The organism is Rhizobacter sp. P5_C2, assembly GCF_054049715.1.
The window spans coordinates 1-14,995 of the sequence record NZ_JBFULV010000015.1; the positions used below are offsets into that span (position 1 = coordinate 1).

15 protein-coding genes are annotated in these 14,995 nt (G+C 69.0%); 4 read left to right on the forward strand and 11 right to left on the reverse strand.

The window, feature by feature from the left end; translation table 11 throughout:
• Positions 1-413 (reverse strand): ATP-binding cassette domain-containing protein (locus ACXJLU_RS07450; RefSeq protein WP_457329807.1); only part of this gene is annotated, 413 nt, incomplete at its 3' end.
• A gap of 332 nt (positions 414-745) precedes the next feature.
• Here ACXJLU_RS07450 and ACXJLU_RS07455 point away from each other — a divergent pair.
• Positions 746-2,506, forward strand: coding sequence for an ATP-binding protein (locus ACXJLU_RS07455; RefSeq protein ID WP_457329808.1), 1,761 nt, complete (start codon positions 746-748; stop codon positions 2,504-2,506).
• 15 nt (positions 2,507-2,521) lie between these two features.
• Here ACXJLU_RS07455 and ACXJLU_RS07460 read toward each other — a convergent pair whose 3' ends face one another.
• Positions 2,522-3,001 (reverse strand): DUF4275 family protein, encoded by a 480-nt coding sequence (locus ACXJLU_RS07460; RefSeq protein ID WP_457329809.1) that lies wholly within the window; start codon positions 2,999-3,001, stop codon positions 2,522-2,524.
• Positions 3,002-3,148: 147 nt separating this feature from the next.
• Between ACXJLU_RS07460 and ACXJLU_RS07465 the strand changes: the two genes are divergently transcribed.
• Positions 3,149-4,957: a cellulase family glycosylhydrolase gene (locus tag ACXJLU_RS07465; protein ID WP_457329810.1), complete on the forward strand. Its 1,809-nt coding sequence runs from the start codon at positions 3,149-3,151 to the stop codon at positions 4,955-4,957.
• Between the two features lie 30 nt (positions 4,958-4,987).
• Here ACXJLU_RS07465 and ACXJLU_RS07470 read toward each other — a convergent pair whose 3' ends face one another.
• From ACXJLU_RS07470 to ACXJLU_RS07485, 4 genes are read right to left on the reverse strand one after another with little or no spacing between them, the layout of a single operon-like run.
• A complete protein-coding gene (locus tag ACXJLU_RS07470; RefSeq protein WP_457329811.1) occupies positions 4,988-5,770 on the reverse strand; it encodes a hypothetical protein in 783 nt (260 codons plus the stop codon).
• Positions 5,764-6,165: a TA system antitoxin ParD family protein gene (locus ACXJLU_RS07475; RefSeq protein WP_457329812.1), complete on the reverse strand. Its 402-nt coding sequence runs from the start codon at positions 6,163-6,165 to the stop codon at positions 5,764-5,766. The genes ACXJLU_RS07470 and ACXJLU_RS07475 overlap by 7 nt, the downstream gene beginning before the upstream one ends.
• Positions 6,166-6,207: 42 nt before the next feature.
• The gene (locus tag ACXJLU_RS07480; RefSeq protein ID WP_457329813.1) at positions 6,208-7,089 is read right to left on the reverse strand and encodes an RNA polymerase sigma-70 factor; all 882 of its coding nucleotides are present in this window, start codon (positions 7,087-7,089) and stop codon (positions 6,208-6,210) included.
• Between the two features lie 38 nt (positions 7,090-7,127).
• Positions 7,128-7,880 carry an SDR family oxidoreductase gene (locus ACXJLU_RS07485; RefSeq protein ID WP_457329814.1) on the reverse strand — a complete coding sequence of 251 codons (753 nt, stop codon included), beginning with the start codon at positions 7,878-7,880 and terminating at the stop codon, positions 7,128-7,130.
• Between the two features lie 155 nt (positions 7,881-8,035).
• Here ACXJLU_RS07485 and ACXJLU_RS07490 point away from each other — a divergent pair, with 155 nt between their 5' ends.
• Positions 8,036-9,031, forward strand: coding sequence for a LysR family transcriptional regulator (locus ACXJLU_RS07490; protein WP_457329815.1), 996 nt, complete (start codon positions 8,036-8,038; stop codon positions 9,029-9,031).
• Here ACXJLU_RS07490 and ACXJLU_RS07495 read toward each other — a convergent pair.
• Both ACXJLU_RS07495 and ACXJLU_RS07500 read right to left on the reverse strand, forming a co-directional pair.
• Complete coding sequence (locus tag ACXJLU_RS07495; protein ID WP_457329816.1) at positions 9,024-9,503, reverse strand: carboxymuconolactone decarboxylase family protein; 480 nt, start codon at positions 9,501-9,503, stop codon at positions 9,024-9,026. The genes ACXJLU_RS07490 and ACXJLU_RS07495 overlap by 8 nt on opposite strands.
• 159 nt (positions 9,504-9,662) lie before the next feature.
• Positions 9,663-9,887 carry a hypothetical protein gene (locus ACXJLU_RS07500; protein WP_073463162.1) on the reverse strand — a complete coding sequence of 75 codons (225 nt, stop codon included), beginning with the start codon at positions 9,885-9,887 and terminating at the stop codon, positions 9,663-9,665.
• Positions 9,888-10,070: 183 nt separating this feature from the next.
• On the opposite strand from ACXJLU_RS07500, the gene ACXJLU_RS07505 reads away from it, so the two are divergent.
• Positions 10,071-11,636, forward strand: a complete 1,566-nt coding sequence (locus tag ACXJLU_RS07505; protein WP_457329817.1) for an AbfB domain-containing protein — start codon at positions 10,071-10,073, stop codon at positions 11,634-11,636.
• A gap of 34 nt (positions 11,637-11,670) precedes the next feature.
• Here the strand turns inward: ACXJLU_RS07505 and ACXJLU_RS07510 are convergent, their stop codons facing one another.
• The 3 genes from ACXJLU_RS07510 to ACXJLU_RS07520 form a co-directional block, all read right to left on the reverse strand.
• Complete coding sequence (locus ACXJLU_RS07510) at positions 11,671-12,501, reverse strand: urease accessory protein UreD (RefSeq protein WP_457329818.1); 831 nt, start codon at positions 12,499-12,501, stop codon at positions 11,671-11,673.
• A 179-nt stretch (positions 12,502-12,680) separates the two neighbouring features.
• Positions 12,681-13,094 carry a hypothetical protein gene (locus ACXJLU_RS07515; RefSeq protein ID WP_457329819.1) on the reverse strand — a complete coding sequence of 138 codons (414 nt, stop codon included), beginning with the start codon at positions 13,092-13,094 and terminating at the stop codon, positions 12,681-12,683.
• A 210-nt stretch (positions 13,095-13,304) separates the two neighbouring features.
• Positions 13,305-14,864: a clostripain-related cysteine peptidase gene (locus ACXJLU_RS07520; protein WP_457329820.1), complete on the reverse strand. Its 1,560-nt coding sequence runs from the start codon at positions 14,862-14,864 to the stop codon at positions 13,305-13,307.
• Positions 14,865-14,995 lie beyond the last annotated feature (131 nt).

Consider the following 14,995-nt stretch of genomic DNA (forward strand, 5'->3'; position numbering starts at 1 on the left):
GCGAGCAGCAGGTCGCCGGCCGTCGCGAGGCCCGCCGCGAGGCGCTCGACCGCCGCGAGCGCCGCGGCCAGGCCCATCGCATCGGCCACGCGTCGCGGGTCGTGCGCGAGCAGCGGCGGTGACACCCGATGCGCGCGGCCGGCGCGTTCGACGCGACCGCCCGAGGGCTCGAGGCCACCGGTCAGCAGCTGCACCAGCACGCTCTTGCCGACGCCGTTGCGACCGACGATGCCGAGCCGCCCGGGCCCGATCGACAGCGACAGCGGGCTCGACCACAGCGCGCGGCCGTCGGGCGTGCGCCATTGCACGTCGCGCAGCTGGAACGCGAACGACGCAGATGAGGAGGACGAAGAAGCAGGAGAGGCGGGCGGGTGCGCCCCGGACGGGCGAGGGCCCGTGGAGATCGATGACATGGCTGGCTTTCCGAGGAAGCTTCCGAAGAAGCAGGCACGCCACGCCGCCTCAAGGGGGCGTGGAACGGCGTTCAATGGAAAGGCTCAGCGGCGCATCGGACGGGCAGGCAGGGCTGGAAAAGCGGCGATCCTAGCGACGCTGTCGCGCACCGTCAACGCGCCGTCATCAACTTGAAGGATGAACGGTCGGCGGCGGACCCTCCAAAGGTGTGGTGCCCCGCCGCGCCGCGCTGTAGGACCGCGTACCATCTCCCGCAGACCAAGCGACCGCAGATCCAGCAAAGGCGCGAGTGGAGACGACAGCCCCCAGTCCCGGCGACCAGCCCGGCCTCATGCTCGAGGCCGGCGAGCTCGCCGCGCGCAAGGCCGGCAACGCGCGCCGTGTCAACACGGTCCAGATCCCGGCGATCCGCACCATCGGCTTCGTGATCGTCTGCCTGATGGTGATCCTGCAGGCGGCACGCGAGGGCACCGCGCTCGCGCCGCTGCAGTTGGCGCTGATCGGCATCAACCTGCTCTACGCCGCGGCCGGCTGGATCGCGCTGCGCGTCGGCTGGCGGCGCACCGGCCGGCTCGACCTGGCGATGCTGCTGTTCCATATCGACGTGCTGGTGTGGATCGCGAACCTGCACTACCTCGAGAAATCGAACCTGTTCTTCGCCTACCTGCTGCTGATGCGGGTCGCCGACCAGGTCGGGTTCGGCTTCCGGCGCGCGTTCTGGTTCAACCACGTCACGGTGGTCGCCTACCTGGTCTATGCGCTGTGGCTGTGGGCCTACGAGCCGGCCGCGGTGCAGTGGCTCGACCGGCTCGCGATCGCCGCGACGATGTACGTGCTCGGCGCCTACCTCGCGGTGACCGGCCTGGTGATCGAGCGGCTGCGCAACCGCATGAGCGTCGCGGTGCGCTCGGCACGCGACATGGTCGACAGCCTGGAGCAGGCGAGCCGCGCGAAGTCGCAGTTCCTCGCGATGGTGAGCCACGAGATCCGCACGCCGATGAACGGCATCCTCGGCACCACCGAGCTGCTGCTGGCCAGCCCGCTGGAGCCCGAGCAGCACCGCTATGCGAAGACGGCGCACCGTTCGGCGATGGCGCTGCTCGCGCTGATCGACGACGTGCTCGACCTGTCGCGCATCGAGGCCCGCAAGCTCACGCTGCACCCGACCGCGGTCGACGTGCGCGCGCTCGCCTCCGAGACCGTCGAGCTGATGAGCTTCGCCGGCCGCGACAAGCCGGTGACGCTGAGCTGTTCGCTACCCGCCGGTTTGCCGGCCGTCGTCGAATGCGATCCGGTGCGCGTGCGCCAGGTGCTGGTCAACCTGCTGCACAACGCGATCAAGTTCACCGAGCGCGGCACGGTCGCGCTGGTCGTCACGCTGCTCGACGACACGCCCGAGGCGGTGCGGCTGCGCTTTCGGGTCGAGGACACCGGCATCGGCATCCCGGCCGACCAGCTCGGGCTGATCTTCGACGCGTTCACCCAGGTCGATGGCAGCAGCACGCGCCGCCATGGCGGCACCGGGCTGGGCCTCGCGATCGTCAAGCAGCTGGTGGAGTTGATGGATGGGCGCATCGGCGTCACCAGCGAGCCGGGCGTCGGCTCGAGCTTCTGGGTCGAACTCGACATGAAGAAGTCGACCGCGACGCCGGTGCCGGCCGCCTCCGCCGAAGCGGCCGAGCCGCGCGGCCCGCTGCGTGCCCACGTGCTGCTGGCCGAGGACGATCCGGTCAACCAGATGGTGCTGCACAGCATGCTGATGAAGCTGGGCTGCGAGGTCGACATCGCGTCCGACGGCGCGGCCGCGCTGCGCGCCGCGCAGGAGTTCCGGCACGACCTGATCTTCATGGACCTGCACATGCCGGTGATGGACGGCCACGACGCGGCGCGCCAGATCCGCGCCTGGGAGCGTGAGCAGGGCGGCTACACGCCGATCGTCGCGCTGACCGCCGATGCGCTCGACGGCGACCGCGAGCGCTGCCTGGAGGCCGGCATGAACGACGTCGTCACGAAGCCGGTCAGCACCGCGATGCTGGCCGCCGTGATCGAACGCTGGACGGCGCACCGGGCACCGCCGGCGTCGACGTGGTGAGGCCGCGTCACACGCCTACAACCAGCCCTTGCGCCGTGCGGCCTCGATGTCGAGTGCCTTCTGGATCTTCGCCAGGTTGATCGCATTCAGCCTGTCGTACTGAGAGTGCTTCGCGAAGTACGGCCCGAGCCAGCCGTCTTCGTGCGTGAACGACATCGTCCAGGCGAGGTTCGGCGGGAACACCTGGTAGTCGCGCAGCATCGCCCGCACCGGGAGCAGGTCGGTCTTGAATGCGAGGTCGCGGTCGTTGGACAACACGATGTACTCGTGCGCCTGCTGCTGGTCGTACGCGGCCTGTGCCGGAACGCCCGAGAGGCTCGGGTAGCGCTCGAAGCTGAAGACGTGCCAGAGGTAGGCGCGTGCATTGGCGCCAAAGCGGTCCTGGCCGAAGACCTCGAGCCACTGCGCGACCAGCGCGGCCACCTCCTGCTTCGAGAAGGTGTGCGTGACCTGGCCCGGTGTGACCAGCGGTTCGTGGAGGCGGCGATCGACCATCGCGCGCACTCTAGCGCACCGACATGCTCACCGAAACCGGCGCACTGAAACCCGCTGTTACCCGGCCGGAACGCGGGCCGCCGCGAATCTCCCCTACGCTCGATACTCTATTTTGAAAACGGTTTCAAACCTGAAGGGAGCGTGATGGTGTCGAACAGGAAGTCCGTGTTGTCGCTGCGTGCGGGCCTCGCCGCCGCGCTGTTGTCGATGGTGGCCGCCAGCCCCGTGCTGGCCGACGTGCCGGCGCTGTCGCTGCGCGGCAACCAGGTGCTGGTGGGCGGCACGCCGGGCAGCCTGTCGGGCGTCAGCTACTACTGGAGCAACAACGGCTGGCCGGGGGCGCGGTTCTACAACGCAAGCACCGTCGGCTGGCTGAAGTCGGACTGGAAGGCGACGGTCGTGCGCGCGGCGATGGGGGTCGACGAAGCCGGCGGCTACCTGCAGGACCCGGCCTCGAACAAGGCGCGGCTGAAGGCGGTGGTCGACGCGGCGATCGCGAACGACCTGTACGTGATCATCGACTGGCACTCGCACTACGCGTACCAGTACCAGGCGCAGGCGATCGAGTTCTTCCAGGAGATGGCGCGCACCTACGGCAAGAACAACCACGTCATCTACGAGATCTACAACGAGCCGAAGAACGATGCGAGCTGGAGCGGCAACGTCAAGCCGTATGCGCAGGCCGTGATCGGCGCGATCCGCGCGATCGACCCCGACAACCTGATCATCGTCGGTTCGCCGAACTGGTCGCAGGACGCCGACGTGGCCTCGCGCGATCCGATCACCGGCTATTCGAACATCGCCTACACGCTGCACTTCTACGCCGGTACGCACGGCCAGTTCCTGCGCGACAAGGCGTCGACCGCGATGAACAACGGCCTGGCGCTGTTCGTCACCGAATGGGGCTCGGTCAATGCCGACGGCAACGGCGGCGTCGCCACCCCGGAGACCAACGCCTGGGTCGCCTTCATGAAGGCCCACAACCTGAGCAATGCCAACTGGGCGCTCGACGATGCGCCGGAAGGCTCGGCCGCGCTCGCGTCCGGCGCCAGCTCGACCGGGGGCTGGCCTGAATCGGGGCTCACCGCCTCCGGCAAGCTCGCGCGCAGCATCGTGCAGGGCTGGGGCGGCACCCCGCCGCCGACCAGCTGCGCCAACACCGCGGTGCCGGCGACGCTGCAGGCCGAGCGCTACTGCCAGATGGCCGGCGTGCAGGTCGAGGGCACGACCGATGCCGGGGGTGGCAGCAACCTGGGCTACATCGATGCCGGCGACTGGATGACCTATGCGGTCGACGTGCCGTCCGACGGCAACTACCGCGTCTCGTACCGCGTGGCCAGCGCCAGCAACGGCGCGAGCCTGCAGCTCGAGCAGGGCGGCGGCACGCCGGTGTTCGGCAGCGTCGACATCGCCAGCACCGGCGGCTGGCAGAACTGGTCGACGGTGTCGCACGTCGTTGCGCTGAAGGCCGGCAAGCAGGTGCTGGGCGTGTCGACCAAGACCGGCGGCTTCAACCTGAACTGGCTGCAGGTCGAGCGTGTCGACAGCGGCGGCGGGGTGCCGATCGCCACCGTGAAGGCGAGCACGTTCTCGCAGATGAGCGGCGTGCAGACCGAGGCCACCACCGACAGCGGCGGCGGGCAGTCGGTGGGCTACATCGACGCGGGCGACTGGCTGTCGTATGCCGGCACGCCGATCACGGTGCCGAGCACCGGCACCTACACGATCGCGTTCCGCGTCGCGAGCCTGAACGGCGGCGGCTGGTTCACGTTCGAGGAAGCCGGCGGCACGCCGGTGTATGCCACGGTGTCGGTGCCGAGTACCGGCGGCTGGCAGAACTGGACGACGATCAAGGCCACGCTGACGCTGACCGCGGGCACGCACAAGTTCGGATTCAAGTCGCAGACCGGCGGCTGGAACCTGAACTGGTTCAGCGTGACGCCGGGGGTGCAGTAAGGTGCTTCGGCGGCCACCCGCAGGGGTGGCTCAGGGCGGCGCGAACCGACCGGCATGCCCGGCAGACATCAAGGTCCGCAGCCCCGGCCACTTGCGGGTCCAGAACGGCCCGGCCGGGATCAGGCTTGGGTCGATGGCATCGGCCACATGCTGCCCCCAGCGCGCGGCGACCTTGCGGCCGGCGTCGCTGAGCGCCAGGCGTTCGATTTCCGACACGAGGGGCTGGAGGGGGCTGCGGCCGGTGGCGGTCTCGGAGGGCGATGCCAGCGCAGCCTCCGACTGCAGAAACTTCCGCGCGACCTGGATCGCCAACGCGAGTTGGAGGACGCCCTTTTCGTTCTGCTTCTCTTGAAGCTGGTGCAGGTTGGCCAGACGGCTGCGGAGCACATCGAACGGGTGCATCACCTGGAAGCGGCTTGTGCCGAACGTCACCTGTATCGCGCGTTCCAGGATCTTCTTCGCGTCCAGTCCGATGACCTGGAAAATGATGTCGACGCTGAGGTACTCCTCCTCGGACAGTTCCAGCTCCACCTGACCGACGAGCGCCGTGAGCGCCAGTTTGCGAGGAAACCGCGGCGTCCCGGCGATGGCCTGGGCGAACTTTCTTACCGTCTCCCTGGCGGCCGGCGACTGGGCCAGGAAGTCGGCATCGTGAGTGATGACGGGCAACTGATCCGGAACCGTCAGGCCGAACTTCACGACCCAGACCGTCAATGCCTGGCCGCCCACGAGCACGTCGGAGTCGTCACAGGCGCCGAGCAGGCGCTCCACCACGCGCGGTGGCGTCGCGACGGCCTTCTTTCTGGCTACCACCCCTTGCCCGGCTTGGCGGGTGAGCGCTGAGTGAACACCGCGCCCTTGATCTGCTCCGGTGAGAACAGGAAGAGGCTCTCAGGGCTGCGCTCGCCTCGCTCGACCTCGCGTTCGAGCTGGGCGTTCCTGGCAGCAATCGATGCGGCGCCCGTGTAGCGCTGTCGACGGCGACTCTTTGCGGGTGCCGAGGTCACGTGGGTGAGCATGCGGTCGACGACGCCGCGGTCGCCCTGCAGCAACAGCAGCGACTCCTCCATCGTGATGCCGGCCGCGTCGAGGGCCGCGCCCAGGCGCACCCAGTACTCGATCTGCTCCGCCAGCGAGCGGTGCACCGCCTCGCCGGCTGCAGCGGCAAGTTCATAGACGCCGTCGGAGACACGGATCGATTTGGCCATGCCGCCATCTTATGTGGCATTTAGCGACATAACAAGCCGCCATCAGCAACCCCCGAACGCCTTCGCCACCCGCACCAGCTTGTCCGGATTGCGCTGCACGTGGATGCGCACGATGCGCTCGCCGTCGGTCTCGAACGACTGCGCCGATTCGAGCACCCCGTTGAAGAAGCGCAGCAGCCCCCACTCGCCGTTGATCAGCGCGAGCTCGATGCGCTGCTCGTCTTTCAGGCGCAGGTTCGCCGCGAAGAACAGCTGCGCGATGCGCTGCGCGCCCAGCATCGGGCGGCCGAAGCTCGGCACCTTGCCACCGCCATCGCCGATCAGCTCCGCGTCGTCGGCCAGCATCGCCTTCAGCGCCGAGAAATCGCCACCGGTCAGCGCCTGCGCGAAGCGGCCCAGCAGGCGCCGATGCGTGTCGGGCGACACCTCGAAGCGCGGCCGTTCCTCGCGCAGTTGCGCGCGGGCGCGGTGCACCAGCTGCCGGCACGCGGCCTCGCTCTTGCCGATCGCGCTGGCGAGCTCGTCGTACTCGGCATCGAACACCTCGCGCAGCAAAAAGGCCGCGCGCGCCTCGGGCGTCAGCCGCTCCAGCATCAGCAGGAAGGCGACCGACACGTCGTCGGCGCGCTCCAGCATCTGCTCCGGTGAATCGGCGGCATCGGTCAGCACCGGTTCGGGCAGCCACAGGCCGGCGTAGTGCTCGCGCTGCACCTTGGCGGCCCGCAGGCGGTTGATCGACAACCGGGTCGTGACGGTGACCAGCCAGCCGGTCGGGTCGTCGAGCGCCACGTAGTCGGCCTCGTGCCAGCGCAGCCAGGCGTCTTGCACCACTTCTTCGGCCTCGGCCAGCGAGCCCAGCATGCGGTAGGCGATGCCGCGCAGCCGGGGGCGCAGGCCGTTGAAGGTGAGCGAGGCGGTGTCCATCGAATGAGAACGTTCGAAGCACCCATTCTGTGACAACCCTAGGCTTGGCCCGCGAACCAATCGGCGAAGTTCACCTTGCCGATGCGCGCGCCGTCGCCGGCCACCAGCGTGCCGTCGTCGATCTCGGCGCCGAAGTAGCGCGCCTGCGCGTCCGCGACGACGCGGCGCGGATCGCCCTTGGCGACCAGGAAGCGCTGCACCAGCTCGGCCAGCCGGATGCGCTCCGGGCCGCCGATCTCGACCGTCGTGCCCAGCGGCTTGCCGAGCGCCACGTCATGCATCGCATCGGCCACGTCGTCCGACGAGATCGGCTGCACGAAGGCCGGCGACAGCCGCACCGTCTTCCCGTCGGCCTCGGTGCCCGACTGCGCGATGCCGCCGAGGAACTCGAAGAACTGCGTCGAGTGCACCAGCGAGTACGGCAGCGGCGAGGCCTTGATCAGCGCCTCTTGCGCCAGCTTGGCGCGGAAATACCCGCTGGCCTGCAGCCGTTCGGTGCCGACCACCGACAGCGCGACGATGTGGCCGACGTCGGCCGCGGTGGCGGCGGCCAGCAGGTTGCGGGTCGAGGTCTGGAAGAAGCTCATCACCGCGTCGTCGGCGAACGACGGCGAGTTCGACACGTCGACCACCACCTTCGCGCCGGCCAGCGCCGCGGCCAGGCCTTCGCCGGTCAGCGTGTTGACACCGGAATTGGGCGAGGCGGCCAGCACCTCGTGGCCGCTGCGGGCCAGGCGTTGCACGAGCTTGCTGCCGATCAGGCCGGAGCCGCCGATCACGACGATCTTCATGGTGGGCTTTCAGAGTTGCGGAGGGTGGGAGGGATGCTAGGGAGCGCATCCCTCCCCCGGAAGCCCTGCGGCAGGGACCACGCTGTTGTCTGCCGCGCACCAATCTTTTTTGCCCGGCGTGTCACAAACCGGGTGGCTCGTGTGTTCTACAGGGCATGGACACCTCGAACCCACTCGCCACACCCGCGGCCACCGACACGCTGGCCGCCAGTTTCGCGGCCAGCTATGCCGGCGTGGTCGCGTTCATCGCCGTCGTCGACGAGGGCAGCTTCGCGAAGGCCGGCGACCGGCTCGGCATCGGCCGCTCGGCGGTGAGCCGCAGCGTGCAGAAGCTGGAGGCCCAGCTCGACGCGCGGCTGTTCCACCGCACCACGCGCAGCACCGCGCTGACGCGCGAGGGCGAGCTCTTCCATGCGAACTGCCGGGTCGGCGTCGAGCACATCGTGCAGGCGCTGGACGACATGCGCGAGTTGCGCCAGGGTCCGCCGCGCGGCCAGCTGCGCATCGCGTCGACGGTGGCCTTCGGACGCAAGGTGGTGGCGCCGGTGCTGCGCGGCTTCCAGGCACGCTACCCGGAGATCGCGGTCGACCTGCGGCTCGACGATCGCCCGGCCGATTTCGCGAGCGACGGCATCGACGTGGCCTTCCGCGACGGTCGCATGGACGACAGCCAGGTGATCGCGAAGCAGCTGATCCCGATGCAGATGCTGGTGGTCGCCTCGCCCGGCTATGCGTGCGAGCACGGGCTGCCAAGCAGCGTCGACGATCTGGCGGCGCACCGCTGCATCAACCTGCGGCTGGCCTCAGGGCGCGTGCGGGAGTGGGAGTTCAAGGTGGACGGCCAGCCGCGCAAGGTGGTGCCGGCGTCGCTGCAGAGCTTCAACGACGAGGACCTCGCGCTGCAGGCGGTGCTCGACGGTCGGGGTCTCGCGCAGGTCGCCGCCTACCAGGCCTGCGAACTGCTGCGCAGCGGCGAGCTGGTGGCCTGCCTGGGCGGCCAGGCGCCGGACGACAGTGGGCACTACCTGTGCTGGCTGAGCCGCCGGCAACTGCCGGCGCGCATCCGGGTGTTCATCGACCACATGAGCACCGAGACGCGCGCGCTCGACCTCGATTGCCCGCTGGTGTCAGTGGCGATGCCCCTCAGCTGAGCTTGGCCTTGTCGAGACCGAACGCGGTGTCGGACGAACCCGGCACGGTGCGGAACGCGACGTTGATGCGGTTCCACGCATTGATGTTCATCACCGCGTAGCTCAGGTCGGTCAGTTCCTTCTCGGACAGCTGGCCGCGCACGCGCTCGTACACGTCGTCGGGCACGCCTTGGGCCGGCAGCGTGGTCAGCACCTCGGTCCAGGCCAGCGCGGCGCGTTCGCGCGGCTCGAACAGCGTCGATTCGCGCCAGATCGCGAGGTGATGCAGGCGCAGCGGGCGCTCGCCATGGATCGTCGCCTGCTTGACGTGCATGTCGACGCAGAAGCCGCAGCCGTTGATCTGCGAGGCGCGGATCGACACCAGGTCGTGGATCTTCTCCTCGATCGTGCTGTCCTTGACCAGGCCGCCGAACTCGACGAACTTCTTGAAGAGTTCGGGCGCCTGCTGGACGTAGTTGATGCGTTGGGTCATCACATGCTCCTTCGTGTCCCCAGTGCGGCTGGGGTGCCCGGTTTCTGCGGAGTGCGGAATGGGCAAATCGTAGGAGCCGGGTGCGCGCCGCGGTAGGCCTGCGGCGGGGACCACGGTGTTGACCGCGGCACACCAATCGGCCCGGCGCCGCGCTTCAGCTCAGGCCGGCGGCGGCGTCAGCTTGCGCACCTGCGCGGCCACGTCGGTGAGCTGGATCTTCAGCGCATCGATCTCGCCATCGACCGCTTCGGAGAAGGTCTCGAGCAGCGCGCCGAAGGCCTGCACGTCCGGGTTGTCGCCCCAGCCGTTGGCCTGGGCCAGGCCCTGGAACTTCTTCGCGATGCGCTCCGCCGTGATGCCGGACTTGGTGTGGGTGGCGTTCATGGGTGGTTTCCCTGGGTGAGTGGTTCGGATCGCCATCGTGCCACCCTTGGCGAACTCCTCCACCGCGTTGCAAGGTGGTGCTTTATGAAACCGCTTGCAAAACCGCTAGGATCCGGCGATGGGTGCCGTCAGAGTGCCCGGCAGCCGCGCCGATCGCCACACACACATCGTTGGAGGACACCCATGAGAAACCTGAGACCTTTGCTTGCGCTGCTGCTGGGCCTGCTCAGCGCGCCGTTCGCGTTCGCGCAGAACTGGCAGCTCGTCTGGCAGGACGAATTCCACGGCAGCATCAGCCCCGACTGGGTCTTCGAGACCGGCACCGGCTCGGGCGGCTGGGGCAACAACGAACAGCAGTACTACCGGCGCGAGAACGCGACGGTCGAGAACGACGCGCTGGTCATCACCGCGAAGCGTGAAGACTTCGGCGGCATGCGCTACACCTCGGCGCGCATGAAGACGCAGGGCAAGAAGAGCTTCAAGTTCGGCCGCATCGAGGCGCGCATCGCGCTGCCGGGCAAGCAGGGCACCTGGCCGGCGTTCTGGATGCTGGGCAGCAACATCTCGACCGTCGGCTGGCCTGCATCGGGCGAGATCGACGTCATGGAGCAGATCAACACCGGCGCCGACGTCTACGGCACGGTGCACTGGCAGGCCGCCAACGGCAGCTACGCGTCGTACGGCGGGCACGTGGCCACCAGCATCAACAGCTACCACGTGTACGCGGTCGAGTGGGACACGAACACCATCAAGTGGTTCGTCGACGGCACGCAGTACCACGTGATCGACATCAGCAACAACGCCGGCGGCACCGATGAATTCCAGCGCGATTTCTTCCTGCTGCTGAACATGGCGGTGGGCGGCAACTGGCCCGGCTTCAACATCGACGAAGGCGCCTTGCCGGCGCGCATGCTGGTCGACTACGTGCGGGTCTACCAGCCCGGCACGGCGACCACGACGCAGGCCGCCTGGACCAGCCAGAACGTCAACGGCAACGTGATCCGCCACCAGGCGAGCCGCGGCCGCATCGACCCGGCCGGCAGCGTGTCGCCGATCGCCGACGGCAACTGGACGATGGTGCCTGGCCTGGCCGGCGGCGGCGTCTCGTTCCAGTCGGTGAACTTCCCGAACAGCTACCTGCGCCACCGCAATGGCGAGGTCTGGCTCGACGCGAACGACAACTCGACGCTGTTCCGCCAGGACGCCACCTTCAACCAGCGCGCGGGCCTGGCCAACGCCGGCGCGACCTCGTTCGAATCGTGGAACTTCCCCGGCCGCTACCTGCGCCACCGCAACTCGCTGCTGTATGTCGAGGGCATCGCGAGCGACGGCGACCGCAACGACGCGACCTTCGCGCGCACGCCGCTGCTGCAGGGCTCGGCGATCACGCTGGAGGCCGAGAACTACGCGGTGATGCAGGGCATGACGGCGGAGGCTTGCACCGAGGGCGGCCAGAACCTCGGCTACATCGACGCCAACGACTGGGTGGTGTGGGACGTGAATGTGCCGAGCAGCGGGACGTGGACGGTGCAGTACCGCGTCGCGAGCCAGAGCGGCGGCGGCGTGCTGCAACTCGAGCGCGCCGGCGGCACGCAGGTGTACGGCAGCCTCGGCGTGCCGTCGACCGGTGGCTGGCAGAACTGGACCACGGTCTCGCACCAGGTGCAGCTGAGCGCCGGGCAGCAGCAGATCGCGGTGAAGGCGCTGCAGGGCGGGTGGAACCTGAACTGGATCAAGCTGAGCCGCTGATTCTTCGGTCGGCGATCTGCCGCGAGTTCAAGCCCTAGGTCCGCCAGACGCGTGGCACCTGCGCCGGCAAGGCCCACGCGATCTCGCGCCAGCGCTTCCACACACCGGTCAGCAATTCCATCGCCGGCTCCACGCGGTGCGCCAGCACGCGCAGCAGCACCACCTCGTCATGCGGCGAGGTTGCACCCGCGGTGAGGCGCAGCGCATGCGCCTCGAGCTGCTCTCGCGCCGCATCGATCAGCGCCTCGCGCCGCGCACCCGCCAGCGCCGTGCCCGCGGCGAACCACATCGTCGCCAGCACGCTGTGCCCGGCGAAGCCCACCGGCGAGTCGAGCAGCAAACGATCCTGCCCGTCGACCGTCCCACGTTCCAGCCACACGCCCGGCAGCTCGATCTGCTGCGTGTAGCGTCCCTCGTCGAACAGCTCGCCGCTGGCCGGCAGGCCGAGCGCCAGCACGTCCCAGCCGATCATCTCGGCACCCGGCGCCAGCTCGAAGCGCATGCGGTTCTCGGCCAGCGTGCGGCGGTAGCACAGCGTCTCCAGCGGCAGCCATTCGAGGCGCGCGCCGTCGGCCACGCGGGCCGTCAGGCTCTGCACCGCGGTCTCGCCGAGGCTGCGGTAGAAGCGGGTCGCGCCGGGCGTCGTGATCAGCGCATGCGCGCCGGCATCGAGTTCTGCCTCTATCGCCAGCACGTCCCCGCCGACGATGCCGCCGGGCGGGTGCACGAGCACGTTGTGGCAGATCCCGGTGCCTTCGGGATAGAGGCTTTGCAGGATGCGCAGCGGCCCGCTGTGTCGGTCGTGGACGACGCAGCGGCCGGCGTCGTGGCGGTAGTGGAGTTGCAGGCGACCGTTCCAGGCCATGGGCTCGGGGTGTTGATGCGGGGCGCGTGCAGTGTAGGGGCGGCCGCCGCTTCCTTGGCCGGCGCCGGCCGCTGCGTCTCCAGCAGCCAGATGCCCGGCGTGGTGTCGGCGAACGGGATGGCGACCGGCCCGAGCGCGGCCAGGCGGCGTTTGATCGACGGCAGCATGCAGGCCTCCGCTCAGTGGGTGCGTGCGGGGCCGCGCGTGAACAGCGGCTCCGGCGTTTCGTCGGCGGCCTGCTCGTCGAAGTAGCGGGCCGCCATCGCCTGCGCCATCTGCGACGGCGTCAGCAGCTGCAGGTGGGCCGGCGGCGCCGTGCTGCGGCTGATCAGGTCGAGCAGCAGGTCGAGCGCGATCGCGGTGGTCGACAACGCGAGCCACAGCAGCACCTGCTCCACCCAGTCCTGCCCGATCACCAGCGCGACCGGCACCGAGACCCACAGGCTCAGGCAGTAGAAGCAGGCCAGCGATGAACTCTCGCCGGCCCAGCGCCTCACGGTCTCCAGCACGCGGCGCGGGCCGGCTTGCACGTGCAGCAGGTGGGTGAGGCGCCAGACGGCCAGCGCGCCGAGAACGGACAGGTACCACTTCATGTGCGTCTCCTGGGAGGGGTGGGGTGCGGGGCGGGGTGCGGTGGAGGAATCCATGGACCGCATTCCATCGGCGACGCCTTCCCATTGACACGCCCGCTCGCCGCCCGATCGGCGCAGGCGCTGGACGATCGCCAGACGATCACCGGCCGGACGCAAAAAACCCCTGGGAGGACGGGCCTCGCAGGGGTTCGGGTTGAAGCGCGGGGGGCGTCAGGCGCGGCGCGGTTTGTCATCTCCCTTGGGGATGTCGCCGTCGCCGCAGGGGTCGGGCTGGCGGCCCTTCGGCGGCTCGTAGCGCGCGTTGAACACCGGGAACTCGGGAATGGCCGCCGGCAGCAGGCCCTTGAACGGTTGGCCCTTGTGGTATTCGACGATGAAGTCGACCCAGTCGGTGACCTTCGCGAAGTCGATGATGTGCGGCTGCACGCGCGGCAGCGTCGGGTCGGGGTTCACGTCGAGGTAGTACGGCGAGCGCCAGTCCCACAGGCCGAGCAGCAGCGGGTCGGGCAGGAAGATGTTCATCGCGAGGTTCTTCGCCGAGAAGTCCCAGACCTCGCCTGGCGCCGTCCATGGCGCGTCGACGGCACCGTAGCGCTTGATGTCCTTCAGCGCATCGCGCAGCCCGGCCGCCGCCTGCTGCACCTTGAACGGCGCGAAGTCGGTGGCCATCAGCTCGGTGGCCAGGCTGTCGATGTCGGTCAGTTCGTCCGGCGTCTCCAGGTCCATGTTGGCGTTGGTGTCGAACTGCTGGGCGCGGCGGATCGCGCTGCGGATCTTCTGCACGATGGTCGGGCGCTGCGCCGGCGTCGAGGTGCGCAGCGCGGCGAGCAGCGCATCGGCCAGGTCGTCGATGCGCTCGACGATGGCCTGCAGCCGGGCGAGCTGCACGACGCAGCCGACGGTCGGGTGGTTGCCCTTGGCCGCGAGGATGTCCTTGTTGCCGTCGGCGAACCACTGCGCGAGCTGCTGGGCGGTGGCGCTGCCGGCGGCCGCCAGCTTCTGGAAGACGGCAGGGTAGGCCGCGCCGGCGGTGAAGAAGTTGTAGTTCTCGTAGCCGGTCGCGTAGTCGGCATAGGGCGCCACCGTGTGCAGCACCTCGACCGACATGTTGAAGCAGTTGTTGAAGTGGATCGCCGCGAGCTTGGGCACGCCGGCGTCCAGGGCCTGCTTCAGCGCATCGCCGAGGGCCCAGGTGGACAGCGGCATCTGGCTGGCCGGCAGCATCGGCGACCCCTGCGGCAACATCGGTGAGCCCTGCGGCAGCATCGGCGAGCCTTGCGGCAGCACCGGCGATCCGCCGGCACTCGTGATGTGCCATTCGACCTGGCCCTGCAAGGTCAGGTTGGCGATGGTGAGCTTGCTGTGATCGATCTCGGGCAGGAAGCCGGCACCATGGCCTTCGAGCGCGAGGACCACGTCCGACGTGGCGTGCAATTCGTGCGCGTGGCGCAGGAAGCCGGCCAGCGTGTTCGGCGAACTCATGTCCTGCTTCCAGCGCGAGACCGTCTGCATGGCCGCGGGCTGCCCGGCCGGGATGTCGATCAGGTAGCTGTCGTCCTCGACCAGGTCGATCAACGCCGTCACATGGATGCCGCTGCCGGCGATCTGCAGCAGGCTGTTGACGAGCGGATGCTGTGCGAGCTGCCGGGAGCTGCCGTCGGGGAAGGTGCTGAGCACGGGATCGCTGCCGAACGGCGCGTACACCGCCAGCACGACGCTGTCACGCGCGGCGGAATGGGTGTCGCGAGGCTGCAGGCGTGGGGTTGGCATGGGATCTCCTGTTGTCGATGGCTCGATGGCTTGATGGGTTCGCGGCGGCAGCAATCGGATGCAACTGCGCAGGTGCGAACATGCACCCGGGAGCCGCGCGTCGCTACACTAACCGCGATCCTTTCGCATGC